The sequence below is a fragment of the Metamycoplasma subdolum genome, assembly GCF_033546815.1.
In the GTDB taxonomy this organism is placed as follows: domain Bacteria; phylum Bacillota_I; class Bacilli_A; order Mycoplasmatales; family Metamycoplasmataceae; genus Metamycoplasma; species Metamycoplasma subdolum.
The window spans coordinates 118,259-132,954 of sequence record NZ_CP137846.1; the positions used below are offsets into that span (position 1 = coordinate 118,259).

A 14,696-nucleotide genomic window follows, 5' to 3' on the forward strand; every position below is an offset into this window, starting at 1 on the left:
TGAAAAACTCAATTTGCACTTTTTTATTTTTAAGATTTAATTATTTCAATATAATTTTAAAAGATTATGACTAATGATAAAATTAGAAACTTTGCAATTATAGCTCATATAGATCACGGCAAGTCAACTTTAGCTGACCGTATTTTAGAATATACAAACACTATTTCTGCAAGAGAACTTAAACCTCAAATTCTTGATTCAATGGACCTTGAACAAGAAAGAGGAATTACCATTAAACTTAATGCAATTCAAATTAAATACAAAGACTATATTTTTCACTTAATTGATACTCCAGGACATGTTGACTTTACTTATGAAGTTAGTAGATCTTTAGCAGCATGTGAAGGTGCACTTTTATTAGTTGATGCTACACAAGGAATTCAAGCTCAAACACTTGCTAATGTTTATTTAGCAATGGAACACAACCTTGAAATTGTCCCAATAATTAATAAAATTGATCTTCCTTCTTCTGACCCAGAAAGAGTTAAAAATGAAATTGAATCAATCATCGGAATTGATGCTTCAGATGCCATTTTAATTTCAGCAAAAACTGGTCAAAATATTGATAAAGTAATTGAAGCAATAATTGAAAGAATTCCTGCTCCGAAAGAAGCAGATAAAACCAAACCTCTTGAAGCATTAATTTTCGACAGTTATTTTGATAATTACCGTGGTGTTGTTGTGCTTGCTAGGATATTTAATGGTGAGGTAAAAGTTGGTGATGAAATTTACTTTATGCAAACTAAAAAAAGATATTTTGTCACTGAACTTGGAGTTAAAAATCCAAGCGAAATTAAAAAAGAAAAACTAGAAGCAGGCGAAGTTGGATGAATTGCCGCTTCTATTCGTGATGTTAAAACAGTTGCTGTGGGAGATACAATAACTTTACAAAATAATAAAGTTGCATTTCCGCTTCCTGGCTATAAAAAACTTAATCCTGTAGTTTATACTGGTTTTTATCCAGTTGATACCCGTGATTATAATGATTTAAAAGATGCTTTAGAAAAAATAAGTTTATCCGATTCATCAATTATTTGGGAGCCTGAAACTTCAAAAGCACTTGGTTTTGGTTTTCGGATTGGTTTTCTTGGATTGCTACATATGGATGTTTTACAAGAAAGGCTTGAAAGAGAATTTAATTTAGATATTATTGCAACCGCTCCATCAGTTGAATTTGTTGTAACCCTTACGAACGGCGACATTGAATATATAACAAATCCTTCTCTTTTTCCAGATAGATCTTTAATTAAAACAATTGAGGAACCTTATATTCGTGCAAGTATTTACTTAACTGATGAATATTTAGGTCCAATTATGGAACTTTGTCAAACAAAAAGGGGAAAATATGTTGGAATTGAGTATCTTGACGCTTGAAGAAGAAAGTTAATTTATGAACTTCCACTTAATGAAACAATCTTTGATTTCTTTGATTTGATGAAAAGTTATTCTAAAGGTTATGCTTCTTTTGAATACGATCACATTGGACTAAAAGAAAGCGATTTGGTTAAGGTTGATATTTTACTTAATGGTGAAAAAATTGATGCACTCGCAATGATTGTACACCGCGAGTTTGCTTACAATAAAAGTCGTGAACTTTGTGAAAAATTAAAGGAAGTTATTCCTAGACAGAACTTTGAAATCCCAGTTCAAGCTGCAATTGGTGCTAAAATAATAGCAAGAGAAACAATAAAAGCATATAGAAAAGATGTAACTGCAAAACTTTATGGTGGAGACGTTACTAGAAGACAAAAATTACTTAAAAAACAAAAGCTTGGAAAGAAAAGAATGAAATCAATTGGAACCGTTGAAGTTCCTCAAGATGCATTTCTAGCAATTTTAAAAACTGACACTGGAAAGAAGAAGGAGTAGTATGGATTTAAAACCAATTATTAGTGGTGAAGGAAAGATTATTAACAATATTACTCTCAATGAAAGTAGTGTTGCAAGTCAAATTAATGTTCAAAATCCTGCACTTGCTACAAGCGAATTTAACGTTACACAGAAGCCAATTTTCGGAAAACAACGTGACGATGAAACAATTGAAACTCGTGCTCTTTCTAAAGTTAATCGCAAAATGCTTGATCCTGAAGGCGTGATTCCAAATGGAGTTTATAGACTCTTTAGACTTGAAAAAAGAATTAAACTTTCAATGTTGCTTTTAAACTTAATATTTGCCTTTTCTTGTTTGATAATTTGTATTCTTTTTGCAGCATTTCCTAAACTTTTTGTAAAAGGTGAACAAAAAATTCTTTGAACTTGATATATTGTTCCCGTTGCTTTAGGAATCATCACATTTACTATATTTACTATAGAAACTATTGAACTTTTGGGCATTAACAATCAAATTAAAACCTATCGAGATAGTATAAGAATTGGTCAAATATCTACGCCCGCTTTTATTCCTAAGCTTTATTTAAAATTAATAATGAAGCAAGTGAGAAGAACATGACTTTTGGTTGCAATATTATTTTATGTTGGACTTTTCACATTAATTTTCTGAGCCTTGCAAGATGCAACTTGAGGTGCTCTAAAATGAAAAGAATGAATTCACAAATCTTTTCCAAATCCCAACAATGTTGTATATATTTTATGTGCCGTTATGGCTTCTGCAATTATTCTATTTATAGTTGGCACTATTTTAAGAAAGAAAAGACTAACTGATATTCAATCATTTTTTTCAAATGAAGTTATTGATTACAATCAACTTCAAGTGCAAAAAAGTAATGCACATAAATTTTGAGCAAAAGTATTTTTTATAAGTATTCTAGTTTTACTAGTAATTCCATTTATCATCTATATAATTGTTAAAAAAGTAAAAAAATAAATTAAAAGGAGAAAACATGATTTCAATGAATTGAGCTATTCCACTTATGGTGCTTCTTCCTATTATTGCCCTTGCTGGTGGAATATTTATTGGACTAACTATAGCTAAAAAGAAATATGAAAAAACATTAAAAGAAAACCCCCCTATTACTGAAAAAATGATTCGTGTAATGTTCCAACAAATGGGAAGAAAAGCAAGTGAATCCCAAATTAAACAAGTTATGCGGTCAATGAAAAATGCGAAATAGAAATGTGGCTAAAAACCACATTTTTTAATTATTTTTTCTCGTAAAAAATAATTAAACAATTATATAAAAAACTACTTTAAATTAGGTTGATTTCAATTTTTAATTTGCTATAATTTTTGCGGTTATAAGAAAAGGCGGTAATGAAATGTATGAATATAAAGTCATGGATGCTTCATCATCAAAAGATGCAGAGTATAAAATGAATTTAATGGCAAAAGAAGGTTGAAAAGTGACCAGCGTTGTTTATTGAATGAGATGAGTTGTTCGCTTGATTATAACCTTTGAACGAGAAATTAAATAAATTAAAACAAAACAAAGATAAAGATATGAATTGAAAAATTTTAGCAATAGTATTTGCAGTAGCAATATTTGCTGTAATTTTAGTATTACTCTTATTTTTCCTTCTAAAGAAGAAAAATGATCATAACAAAACTAAAAATAATGAATCTAAATTGAATTTTAAATCATTTTTTACAGAGCCCTTCGATCAAGCAACTGGTAAAGAAATGAATGAGATTAGAGGAATTCAAGGTGAAAATATTGTAAATAGTTATTTAAATCGTTTGGTTCTAAATGATGAATATTTATTAACAAATGTACTTTTGCCAGTTAGAAAAGGTAATACTGAAATTGATAGCATTTTAATAACAAGAAAAGGTATTTTTTGCATTGAAATCAAAAACTGAATAGGTAAAATTATTGGAAATGATGCAGATTTAGAATGAATTCAAATTTATAGAGATGCGAGGAAAGAGAGTAAACTTCACAAAAATCCCGTTAAGCAAAATGAAAAGCATTGTGGAGTTTTGAGCAAATATTTAAATTATGATTTCAAAGTTTATAATCTTGTGCTTTTTTCAAATATTGAAGATGGAAGCAAATTATTTTCTGAATGAACTTTTGACATAAAATACTTTTATAAAAATTACCATACTTTACCCGACATTTTAAGTGATGAACAAATTCAAAAAGCTGCTTCAGTTTTAATTGAATATCAAGCAAATACTACTCAACTTGAAATGCACAAAAAAGAAATAAAAAGTAATTTTAGTGATAATAATTAATAATCAAGAAAGCAACAAAAAAAACGTGGCTTGGCCACTTTTTTTGTTTTATTAAGTTCAATTAATTTAAGATTCCGCTGTCTTCTTCATCATTTTCTGGATTGTTTTTAAAAGGTTCAGAAGTGAAACTTTTTGATGATTTTTTACTCTTTTTATTTCCTAAAATTTCTTCAACTGCATCAAAAAGTTTATCAGCAAATTCTTGTTGCATTCTTTCATCATTTACAAAGTTTGGAGGAAGTAAATCTCTTACTTTATTGGCATTATTAACAAGGTCTTTGTAATAGTTTCTAATTTGTTCGTCGCTTCATCCATCTTGTTTCATTGATTGAATAACAATTTCAATTGATTTCATAAATTGTTCTTCAGCTTCTTTGAAGATTGAGTCTAAAGCATCTGGCTTAAAATCGTTAAGCAAACCTTCAATTTCATCCTCGTTCATTTTTTGAGGATCAACGCCGATTTTGTCAAATAATTTATTGATTTTTTCTTCTATTTCTTTAGCCTTGTCTTTGTTCTTTTTTTCTTTGTTTTCCATAATTCCACCTATAATAATTTTATTATTTATTTTGCTTATCTTCAAATTCAGCGAACATATATTTTTTAACTACATTTTTAAATCTATATAGATAATCTAAAATTGCTTCTCCAACACCATTTTGATCAGGTGCTGAAGTGTGATATTTTGCCGTTTTAATTATTGCTTCAGAGCTACCTGACATTGCATATGAAAAGTCGGTTAATTCAATCATTGAAAGATCATTGTTAGAATCACCAATTGTCATATACTCATTTAATTGAATTTCTTCTTTATTATAAATGTTTTTTGACATTCACACTATTGCATCACCCTTGCTTACATTTTCCTCTAAAATTTCTAAATTCACAAATGTGTGAGTGATCTCAATCCCTTTGATATTGCTTAATTCTTCTCTGAATTTTTCTAAATCAGCGTGATAGGTTTTTCTTTCGCCGGCATAGACTTCAATTTTTAAAGGATTAATTTTTTCTCCGCTATATAGTTTAGGTCTTATTTTTTTAGTTTTTTCACCAGTAAAATGGTAATCAAAAATCTCAGTTAATCAGATTGTTTCTTTGGTTGAAAAATAGTAATCCTTTTCATCTCAAAAAATTAGAAGATAATTGTGCTTTTTACTAAGTTCATAAATTTCTTGAAAGATCTTAAAATCTATTGCTTTTTTGTAAATAGTTTCTTTAGTTTTTAAATCAATTACTTGTGCTCCAGATGAACCTATAAAATATCTTGAAGGAACTTTTTGAATCAATTTTTGCATTCTTTCTTCAAAAGGATTTCCTGTGCAGAGATTAAAATCAGCACCATTTTTTATAGCAAATTCAATGTCTTTTAAAGTTTCATCCATTACATGAAAAGTTCTAGTGTATAAAGTGCCATCGATGTCTGAAAAAATAATTGGTTTTTTGTTATTAGTAGTGGCTAACATTTCCCATTCCTTTCTTCTTTCTCATAATTGCTTTTATGATTACATATAAGATTATTGAAAATATTATAATTGAGGGAACTGTTCATTGAACTATTTTGTAAATTTTTGCTCTCTTTTCAAGTTTTGCCTTTATTTTCGCCTCATCTTTAAATCCATTAACATCAATTTTATGAGATGAATAAATGAAGTAATAATCTTTTCCTTCAAAGTTATGTTTTGCCTTATCTTTTGGAGTAATGAAAATTTCAAATCTCATTTTTAAATCATCTAAAACATATGAAAAAATAACGATAGTATATTTTTTTTTAAAATCAACTTTATCAACTTTTGTTCAAAAGAAAGAAGTTGGTTTGATTCAAGTACTATCAATTAATTTTTGATTTAAAAATTTTTGATGATAATCTCTAATAAAATATTTGTCCTTTTCTTGAGGAATTTCAAAATCTTCAAATTTAAGATTTTTAATTTCTTCATCAGCAATTTTGAATGTTGGATCATCCATTGGTTTAGTTAAATATTTTTCAGGTAATTTAACATTGCAAGATGCACTAATAATAGGAAGAGCAACTGGCACTGAAATTAAAGGCGAAAGCATAAGTATTTTCTTGATTTTTTTCATAATTTAAAATTATAAGAAATAAGTTAAATTAATAACGAATTTAGGAAAACTTTGCAAAAAAGCGTTACAGTATGTTTTTATTGATTTAGTTCTAAATAACAATTTTCAATTAAAAAATTAATAATTTTTTCTGATTTATTCTCATAATATTCAAGAAGTAAATCTCTATATTCATCAAGCTTATCCACTGGAACTACAATTATTCCCAAACCTTTACTAATTAAAAAATGATTTCCAAAAATTACAGCAGTTCTCTTATTACCATCTAAAAATGTTTGAACTTTCATTAAATATGAAATTAGACGAGCAGCTTTTTCAACATCTGAAAATGATTTGTTTTTAATTATTGTTTCAATATTTTCCTTAATTTGATTTTCAAAAGGAAGCGGTGGTAAATAAGTTGAACCGCTTATTGTTACTGCTACTTTTCTAATTTTGCCAGCATCATATGAAATTGATTCTTGGACCAATGCATTGATTTGACAAAGAATTGAAAAATTTGAAGGATAAGTTATTACATCTTTATCTAAAATAAATTCTCAAGCATGTTTTAAATTTAATATTTTTTGAACATCCAAAGCATTCATATCATTGACTCTTCCGCCGTTTAAAAGAGTTTTTATTTGAGCATAAGTTATGAAAATGCCTTCAAGTTTTGATTGCTTATAGATTGAATCGACTAGGTTTCTACTTGCAAGATCAATATTTAGTTTGACTTTTTCGTTTAAATTTTTAGGTTTGTAATTTAAAGAATCAGTTCTTTTTCTAAGCTCTTTTAATCTTTTCTTGAGCACTCTTACTTTCAAATTATTTCTTTGAATTAAATTAAAAAGTTCGTCACTAAATTCACCAACATATTTTGTTTGGAGTCTCCCACTTGTTCTAAAATGAACGTAAATAAACTTTTTGTTATTCGTTTGTCTTATTTCTATAGATCCATGAACTAGAGATTCAATTGTTTCAGTAATTGAATTTATTTCATTTCTTATTGTGATGTAATTTTCGGCCATTGCAACCTCCATGTGAAACATTTTTAATTATTTTGTTACACAAAAGAAATTCATTGATGAATTTAAAGTGAATAATGTGGTTAAATAATGCCAATAAAAAATGTAAAAATTTTCTACTTCAATTTCATATAATATTTTTTAACAGAGCTATATTTTAATTCTTTGAAGAAAATTTTTCCCGCAATGGTAGGGTTAAGCTGTCGAACAGAATTTATATCAAATTTTACACTTGAACCTAAATCCTTACAATTATCTAAAAATACAAAAAATAATGGGTTAATTTTATATCCTGAAATTTTGCCATCACTGCCCCTTGCTATTCTAAAATCTAAAACGTCTTTATTAACTATAGCTTGATGATCATCAACTTTTGCACCTATTTTATTTAAAAAGTTTCTTAAAGCATTTGGAGTTCATACACAATAATGATTTCTTCCCGCCGGTCTTATTTCACCTTGAATTTCAGCTCATCTGCTAACTTGATTGGCGGGTATCATTGTTAAAGAGCCATCAATATCTTCAGTGACAATAACATCTGCATCCTTTTTGTAAAAATTATTTGATTTGCAATAATTATTTGAAACGGCAAAATCAATACTTTCAAATGAAAAATTATTAATATTAGACCCCATAGAATTAAAGAAATTTAATCCTACTTGCTCTTTTAACATTAAGTCAAACTGTGGATTTTTTTCTAAAAATTCATCTTTAATTTTTAAAATTCCATCTTCTCCATATTTTGGTAAATCGGGTTCACTTGTTTTAGCACTTGGCTCTTTAAATTCGATTTTAAAAATTACAGGGTTGATAATAGTAATGAGAGCACTGTCTATTCCCCTGCTTCCGCCTGCTTGAATAAGCATTCTACTTTTATCTATAGATGAATAAACATAACGTGGGACCAAATTATAAGAATGGAGTAATTGGATAATTTCGCCTGAAAGGAAAGAATTATTTATATCACAATTAATAAATAATTCTAATTTGAATAATTTTGCAAGGGCTTGTGCATAAACACATTCACTAAAAACTGCTGATTGAATATAATTTTGATTTTCATAACTTTTTTTAATTTGATGTGATAATGCAGGGCATTTTTCATTTAACTCATTAAAATCAAAATTTTGTGTTTTGTCAGTCAACTGTTTTCATAAATTATCTCTTTCTTCTTTATTAAAGATCACTTTCACAGGTTTGTGACTGTAAAATTCAGTAATAATTTCTTTCTGTGCTTTTGTAAGCGGGGTTTCTTTATTAATCATCATTTATCCTTATCTATCATTTGTTTTTGAAATATTGGTTAGCATGAACTTTTTCAAACATATTTTGCTTATATTCAATACCTATAATTTTAACAATTCTTTCATTTATTAAGTTTCTATAATGATCTGGAAATTTAATATTTTCTTGAACGATGCCAGCGTTAACTTTTTTAATAATGTATTTTTTCTCGTCGTTGCACATTTTTTCTTTCATTTCCTTAAAAAAGATCATATCTTCTTTGGACAATAAATTAAAAGGAATTGGCATTTTGCTTAGTAGCCCAGAAGGGTAAGTAATTCCTCCGTCGTAAATTCTTCATCATCAATATGCAAAGCTTGAATTAATTAGACAATATAAAAAATTTAGTGAGTCTTCATTTTCAAGATTAAGTTTTAAAGAGCCTGTTCTATCTAACTTTCTGCATGATGCTGCTGTAAAATATCTACATGTGTTTGGCATATCAACAAAATAAGTACTATCCTTTTTTGAAAGAAAATCAGATAATTTGTAGTTAGATTTTTTAATTCAAGCATTGTACAATTCTTCTAGTTCTGCTTGTACTTTTCTAAAATATGTATTTTGTTCATTTACAATTTGATACTCATGAGATAGAGTTTTTTCTAAGACTTCACATTTAAGCAATTTTTCTCTTTCCTCATTTTTAAAACGAATAAGATGTGAAATTTTATAACCTTTTCTTGAGACATTTTTATGCATTACAGTAATAGCAGCCCGCACAGAGTTTGAAGTATTAGTATTAAAAATACCGTGTTTTCTGCCATAAAATATATTTCCAGGAACGTTATCAAATGAAACAACAAATCCGTAACCTAGTTCGCACATTTTCTTTCTTAAAGAATAAAACTTGTTGCCAGATATAAAACTAAACGGCGTAATAATCACAGTTGAGTCAGCTTCATTGAATATTTTTTCCATAAATGTTGAATAAAGTTCTTTAGTGTCGAGCAACACTTTAGTTGGTGCTCAATAATTTTCAATCGTTTTAATCGCAGCGTAAGGTGGATTAGATATTACTTTGGAATTTCTAGGAAGATGAATATCTGGGTCTAAAAAATCACAATAAAAATCATGAATAACTGAATCATCATCAATTTTATATTTTATAGCAATAGACGTTTTACAAATTTTTAAGGCGATATGATCTAAGTCGTATAAATATAATTTTCCGGAGTTAATTAGTTTTCTTGCTTTTTGATATCCAAGCTTTTCAAGATAAGTAAGAATAAGCTTGCCTGTTCCACAAGCAACATCACAAACATTTTCTTCCTTGCATTCATCAAATCAATTAGCCATTACATTAGCAATATCATTAGGGGTATAGTATTGACCACTTTTTTTCTTTAAAAATTTATCGCGAATTGCCAAACCAATTTCATACATTTCACCAAAATTTGAAATAGTTAAGAATTTTTTATCTTCCCCATTTTGAAGAACAAATGCACAAATGTAGTCTCATGTAGTTTCTAAGCCGATGTTTTCTACGTCTTCAATATATAAATCTAAACTATAATTTTGAAGTCTTGAAATAATTATCTTGTTTAATGCTTTTGCGGGCTTATTATGGTAACTTTCATTATTTTTTCTTGAGATGCTTTCATCAAAACCATTAAATAAGTTAATTTGTTCAAAGTTATCCAATTTTTTATGCATAAATTCCCTCTTTTTCGAATAGCTTTTTTAACTTTCTTTTTGATTTCATAGTAGGTTCAAATAACCCTTGTTCTCATCTATTTACACTAGCAAAAGAAACTCCAAGCTTTTTTGCTAATTCTTCTTGGGTGCATAAAACTTTTTCGCGATATTCTTTAATTTTGACTGGATAATTCATACTAAACCTTTTTACACTATTATAACACTTTTTTACATGCCAAAAATTTGATTATAAAAAAGGAGCTATTTTGCAATTTTGAAGTAGCAAACATCTCCATCTTTCATTATGTAATTTCTGCCTTCAAGGTTTATCTTGCCAGCTTCACGAGCACCTTTTTCACCATTGTGTTCAATATAATCATCATATTTTATAACTTCTGCTTTAACGAATTTCTTTTCAAAATCAGTGTGAATAATTCCTGCACATTCTGCTGCGTTCATACCATTTTTAAAAACTCAAGCACGAGCTTCAACTTCGCCAGCAGTGAAGTAAGTTGATTGATTTAAAATGTAAAAACTTGTTTTAATAATTTGATTTAAACCCGATTCTTGAATATTATACTCAGATAAAAAAAGTTCTTTTTCTTTGCCTGAAAAGGTTGAAAGTTCTTGTTCGAGTTTAATGCAAATTGGAATTAATTTTTCATTTGATTTATCTAAAAATTCTTTTAATTTTAAATAATGTTTTGCTTCATTTAAGTTTTTAAAATCATTTGTACTAAGGTTTGCAACATAAATTGTTGGCTTAGAAGTTAAGAGTTGATATGACTTAATAATTGCTTTTTCTTTTTCGTCTAAATCAAGATTTTTAACCATCTTTTCTTCAATAAGCCAGTTTTTCAATTTTATACATGTATCAAGTTCAAATTTCAAATTCTTGTCATTAGAATTTATTGCTTTTTTGCCAATCCTTGAAATAACATTTTCAACAGTTTGAAGATCAGCTAAAATAAGCTCTAAATTAATTATATTCAAGTCACGAATTGGATCTATTGAAGAGGCAACGTGCATTATATTTGAATCTTCAAAGCATCTTATTACATGAACTATTGCATCAACTTCACGGATGTTTGCCAAAAACTTATTTCCAAGCCCTTCGCCCTTACTTGCTCCTTCAACAAGACCGGCAATATCAACAAATTGAAATGTTGCTGGTGTTATTTTTTTAGCATTAACAATCTTTGCTAATTTCAAAAGTCTATCATCTTCTAAATTAACAATAGCAACGTTGGGTTCAATAGTAGTAAAGGCATAATTTGCACTTTCTGCTTCCACTAAAGTTAAGGCAGAAAAAAGTGAAGATTTTCCCACATTTGGCATTCCAACAATCCCAGCTTTTAGTGACATTTTGCCTCCTTAAATATTATTTACAATTATATATTAAATAGATTTTTTTAAACCTTTTATTAAGTTTTCAAAATTTTCAAATTTAAAGTTTATAACTCGTTATAATAATGGTTTAGGGTGATATAAATGTATAAGAATTTTAACGAAGGAATGATTGAAGTAATAACAGGACCAATGTTTTCAGGGAAGAGTGAAGAGCTTTTAAAAAGACTAAGAATTTTAGAATATGCTAAACTAAAACCATTAGTTGTTAAGCCACAATTTGACTCACGTTTTTCTCGAGAAAAGATAGTAAGCCGTTCTGGCGTAAGTCATGAAACTTTTACAATAAAAAATTCAAAAGATATTTTTGATCTATTGAAGAAGGATAGCTACAAGGCTGTTTTAATTGATGAAGCAAACTTTTTTGATGATGGCCTTGTAGAAGTTGCAGATGAACTTGCTAATCGTGGTTATTTAGTAATAGTAGCAGGATTGGATCAAAACTTTATGAGAAAACCTTTTGGACCAATGGCGTCTTTAATGGCAATTGCTGAAAGAGTAACTAAACTTCAAGCAATTTGTACAATTTGTCAACATGCTGCTTCGACTTCTTTTAGAAAAGTGTCTTCTAAAATTGAACATCTTTTAGGCGATGAAGATGAATATGAAGCAAGATGCAGAAAATGTCACCTTAAAGGTGAAAAGGCTAAGCAACAAAATAGTTAATTTTCAAGCAAAATGATTTATAATTTCTAATGCTTTTAGAGCATCCTTAGCTCAGTTGGCAGAGCAAGGGACTCTTAATCCCTGGGTCGTGGGTTCGAGCCCCACAGGATGTACCATATAAAAAACACCACTTAAGGTAGTGGCGTTTTTTTTAATTTAAATCATTTTCTTGATCTGAAACAACAATTTCATCTTTTTTAAGAAAAACAAATACTTTGTCTCCCTCTTTAACTTTATTGTCAATAATCAAGATTGCAAGTTTATTTTCAATATTTTTTTGAATATATCTTTTAATTGGCCTTGCTCCAAAATTAGGATCATATGCTTCTTTCGCAATAAAGTCAATAACTTCTTGGTCAACTTCAAGAGAAATACTTTGATTTTTATTAACTCTATTTTTAAGTTTATTAATTTCAAGTTGAACAATACTTTTTGTAACTTTTTGATCCAAACTATTAAACATAATAATTTCATCAATTCTATTAATAAATTCAGGTTTCATTTTAGTTAATAAAAGTCTTTTTAGATTTTCATAATTTGCTTTTTTATCTAATATCAACTCACTTCCAATATTTGAAGTCATGATGATTATTGTATTTCTAAAGTTTACGCTTCTTCCTTTACTATCAGTAAGTTGTCCGTTATCTAAAATTTGTAAGAGCAGGTTTAAAACATCAGGATGAGCTTTTTCAATTTCATCAAAAAGCACGATTGAATAAGGAAGCCTTCTTACTTTTTCAGTTAGTTGTCCACCTTCTTCAAAACCAACATAGCCTGGTGCTGAACCAATCATTTTTGAGCCTGATTGTTTTTCCATATATTCAGACATATCAAGTCTAATAATATGATTTTCATTATCAAATAAAGCTTCAGCTAAACTACGTGCAACTTCAGTTTTTCCAACACCTGTTGGGCCTAAAAATATGAATGAACCAATTGGACGATTTGGATCATTTATGTTAGCTTTTGCTCTTTGAATTGCTTCACTAACTTTCTCTAAAGCTTCGTCTTGACCTTTGACTCTTTTAGCTAAAGTTTCCTTTAAATTTAATAGTTTTTCTCGTTGACTTTCAAGTAATTTTGTAACTGGAATTTTAGTTCATCTTGATACAATATTTGCAATTTCTTCAGCATCAACTACTTCTTTAATTAATCTATTTTTACTGTTTCTTAACTTAGTTTCAAGCTTTTGCAAATCAGATTGCATACTTGGTAAAAGTACATACATTATTTTAGATGCTTCAACGTATTTTCCTTCACTTTGAAGAAGAGCAAGTTTGGCTTTTGAATCATCAATTTCCTGTTTTAATGAACTTATTTTTTGAATATCAGCTTTTTCTGAATTTAATCTTTCTTCAAGTTCTTTTTTGTCTTTTTTAAGTTCAACAAGTTCTTTATTTATTTCATTAATTTTTTCTTCATCTTTTTTTGTTTTTGATTTCTTATCTGAATCAAGCAATCCCGCTTTTTCAATTTCAAGTTGTGCAATTTTTTGTTCAACTTTTTCCAAAGGTTCGGGCAAATAATTCATCTCAGTTCTAATGTTACTTGCTGCTTCATCAATTAAGTCGATTGCTTTATCAGGCAAGAATCTATCTGATATATATCTTGAAGATAAGTTAGCCGCAGCAACCAATGCTTCATCTTCAATTTTTACTTTGTGAAAAGTTTCATATCTTTCTTTAATTCCACGCAAGATTGTAACTGTGTCTTCAATTGAAGGTTCGCTCACAATTACCTTTTGCATTCTTCTTTCAAATGCTGCATCTTTTTCAATATGTTTTCTATATTCATCGAGTGTAGTTGCACCAATTAAATGCAATGTTCCTCTTGCCATCATTGGCTTTAAAATATTAGCAGCATCCATTGTATTTTCACCAACTGCACCGCTTCCAATAATGTTATGAATTTCATCAATGAAAAGAATAATTTCGCCATCAGATTTAACAACTTCATCAATTAAACCTTTCAGTCTTTCTTCAAACATTCCCCGATATTGAGTACCTGCTACCATTGCTGCTAAATCAATTTCGATAATCTTTTTTCCTTTAAGGTTTGTTGGAACTTTTCCTTCAACAATTTTTCTAGCAAGTCCTTCAACAACAGCAGTTTTTCCAACTCCAGGTTCTCCAACTAAAACAGGATTGTTTTTCATTTTTCTAGATAAAACTCTCATTAAAGTTCTTATTTCATCATCACGATTAATTACTGGTTCAAGTTTGTTTTCTTGAGCAAGTTTAGTTAAATCTTTTCCATATTTTTCAATCGCTTTTCTTGAATCATTTGGTTCTCATGTTGCATTCATTTTCTAATACCTCCATCATGTTTATATTGAAATTATAGCACCTTTTTTGGCACTCACACAAAAAGAGTGCTAAATTTTCAAGGATAGTTTTTTGCTTAAAAAACTCTTTTTATATAAAGTTATTTTTTAACTATTAAAATACTTAATATTAAATTTAGTTTTTTTAAAAAAGTCT

At 28.5% G+C, this 14,696-nt stretch carries 15 protein-coding genes and 1 tRNA gene; 7 read left to right on the forward strand and 9 right to left on the reverse strand.

Going from position 1 to position 14,696, the window contains the following annotated elements; genetic code table 4:
* Positions 1–66: 66 nt before the first annotated feature.
* The 5 genes from lepA (at position 67) to R9C05_RS00495 (ending at position 4,135) form a co-directional block, all read left to right on the forward strand.
* The gene (gene lepA, locus R9C05_RS00475; RefSeq protein ID WP_121940640.1) at positions 67–1,869 is read left to right on the forward strand and encodes a translation elongation factor 4; all 1,803 of its coding nucleotides are present in this window, start codon (positions 67–69) and stop codon (positions 1,867–1,869) included.
* A 1-nt stretch (position 1,870) separates the two neighbouring features.
* Positions 1,871–2,824: an MSC_0882 family membrane protein gene (locus R9C05_RS00480; RefSeq protein WP_121940641.1), complete on the forward strand. Its 954-nt coding sequence runs from the start codon at positions 1,871–1,873 to the stop codon at positions 2,822–2,824.
* A 46-nt stretch (positions 2,825–2,870) separates the two neighbouring features.
* On the forward strand, positions 2,871–3,071 hold the full coding sequence (locus R9C05_RS00485; RefSeq protein ID WP_241857237.1) for a YneF family protein: 201 nt from the start codon (positions 2,871–2,873) through the stop codon (positions 3,069–3,071).
* 145 nt (positions 3,072–3,216) lie between these two features.
* Positions 3,217–3,372: a hypothetical protein gene (locus R9C05_RS00490; protein WP_170141520.1), complete on the forward strand. Its 156-nt coding sequence runs from the start codon at positions 3,217–3,219 to the stop codon at positions 3,370–3,372.
* Positions 3,353–4,135 carry a nuclease-related domain-containing protein gene (locus R9C05_RS00495; protein WP_121940643.1) on the forward strand — a complete coding sequence of 261 codons (783 nt, stop codon included), beginning with the start codon at positions 3,353–3,355 and terminating at the stop codon, positions 4,133–4,135. Before R9C05_RS00490 ends, R9C05_RS00495 begins: the two co-directional genes overlap by 20 nt.
* 61 nt (positions 4,136–4,196) lie before the next feature.
* On the opposite strand, the gene R9C05_RS00500 is transcribed toward R9C05_RS00495, so the two are convergent.
* The 8 genes from R9C05_RS00500 to ychF all read right to left on the reverse strand — a co-directional run bounded on the left by R9C05_RS00500 (position 4,197) and on the right by ychF (position 11,508).
* Positions 4,197–4,673: a hypothetical protein gene (locus R9C05_RS00500; protein WP_121940644.1), complete on the reverse strand. Its 477-nt coding sequence runs from the start codon at positions 4,671–4,673 to the stop codon at positions 4,197–4,199.
* Between the two features lie 22 nt (positions 4,674–4,695).
* A complete protein-coding gene (locus R9C05_RS00505; protein ID WP_121940645.1) occupies positions 4,696–5,598 on the reverse strand; it encodes a Cof-type HAD-IIB family hydrolase in 903 nt (300 codons plus the stop codon).
* Positions 5,582–6,217, reverse strand: coding sequence for a variable surface lipoprotein (locus R9C05_RS00510; RefSeq protein ID WP_277870172.1), 636 nt, complete (start codon positions 6,215–6,217; stop codon positions 5,582–5,584). Before R9C05_RS00510 ends, R9C05_RS00505 begins: the two co-directional genes overlap by 17 nt.
* A gap of 77 nt (positions 6,218–6,294) precedes the next feature.
* Entirely contained in the window at positions 6,295–7,227 is a 933-nt protein-coding gene (locus R9C05_RS00515; RefSeq protein WP_170141521.1) for a Fic family protein, read from the reverse strand.
* A gap of 113 nt (positions 7,228–7,340) precedes the next feature.
* Positions 7,341–8,492 carry a hypothetical protein gene (locus R9C05_RS00520; protein ID WP_277870173.1) on the reverse strand — a complete coding sequence of 384 codons (1,152 nt, stop codon included), beginning with the start codon at positions 8,490–8,492 and terminating at the stop codon, positions 7,341–7,343.
* A 10-nt stretch (positions 8,493–8,502) separates the two neighbouring features.
* On the reverse strand, positions 8,503–10,161 hold the full coding sequence (locus R9C05_RS00525; RefSeq protein WP_121940648.1) for an N-6 DNA methylase: 1,659 nt from the start codon (positions 10,159–10,161) through the stop codon (positions 8,503–8,505).
* Positions 10,154–10,339 (reverse strand): helix-turn-helix domain-containing protein, encoded by a 186-nt coding sequence (locus R9C05_RS00530; RefSeq protein WP_121940649.1) that lies wholly within the window; start codon positions 10,337–10,339, stop codon positions 10,154–10,156. The genes R9C05_RS00525 and R9C05_RS00530 overlap by 8 nt, the downstream gene beginning before the upstream one ends.
* Positions 10,340–10,404: 65 nt before the next feature.
* Positions 10,405–11,508: a redox-regulated ATPase YchF gene (gene ychF / locus R9C05_RS00535; protein WP_121940650.1), complete on the reverse strand. Its 1,104-nt coding sequence runs from the start codon at positions 11,506–11,508 to the stop codon at positions 10,405–10,407.
* A gap of 126 nt (positions 11,509–11,634) precedes the next feature.
* Between ychF and R9C05_RS00540 the strand changes: the two genes are divergently transcribed.
* Complete coding sequence (locus tag R9C05_RS00540) at positions 11,635–12,216, forward strand: thymidine kinase (RefSeq protein WP_121940651.1); 582 nt, start codon at positions 11,635–11,637, stop codon at positions 12,214–12,216.
* Between the two features lie 40 nt (positions 12,217–12,256).
* A tRNA-Lys gene (locus R9C05_RS00545) sits at positions 12,257–12,332 on the forward strand.
* 35 nt (positions 12,333–12,367) lie between these two features.
* Here R9C05_RS00545 and R9C05_RS00550 read toward each other — a convergent pair.
* On the reverse strand, positions 12,368–14,521 hold the full coding sequence (locus R9C05_RS00550) for an ATP-dependent Clp protease ATP-binding subunit (protein WP_121940652.1): 2,154 nt from the start codon (positions 14,519–14,521) through the stop codon (positions 12,368–12,370).
* Positions 14,522–14,696 lie beyond the last annotated feature (175 nt).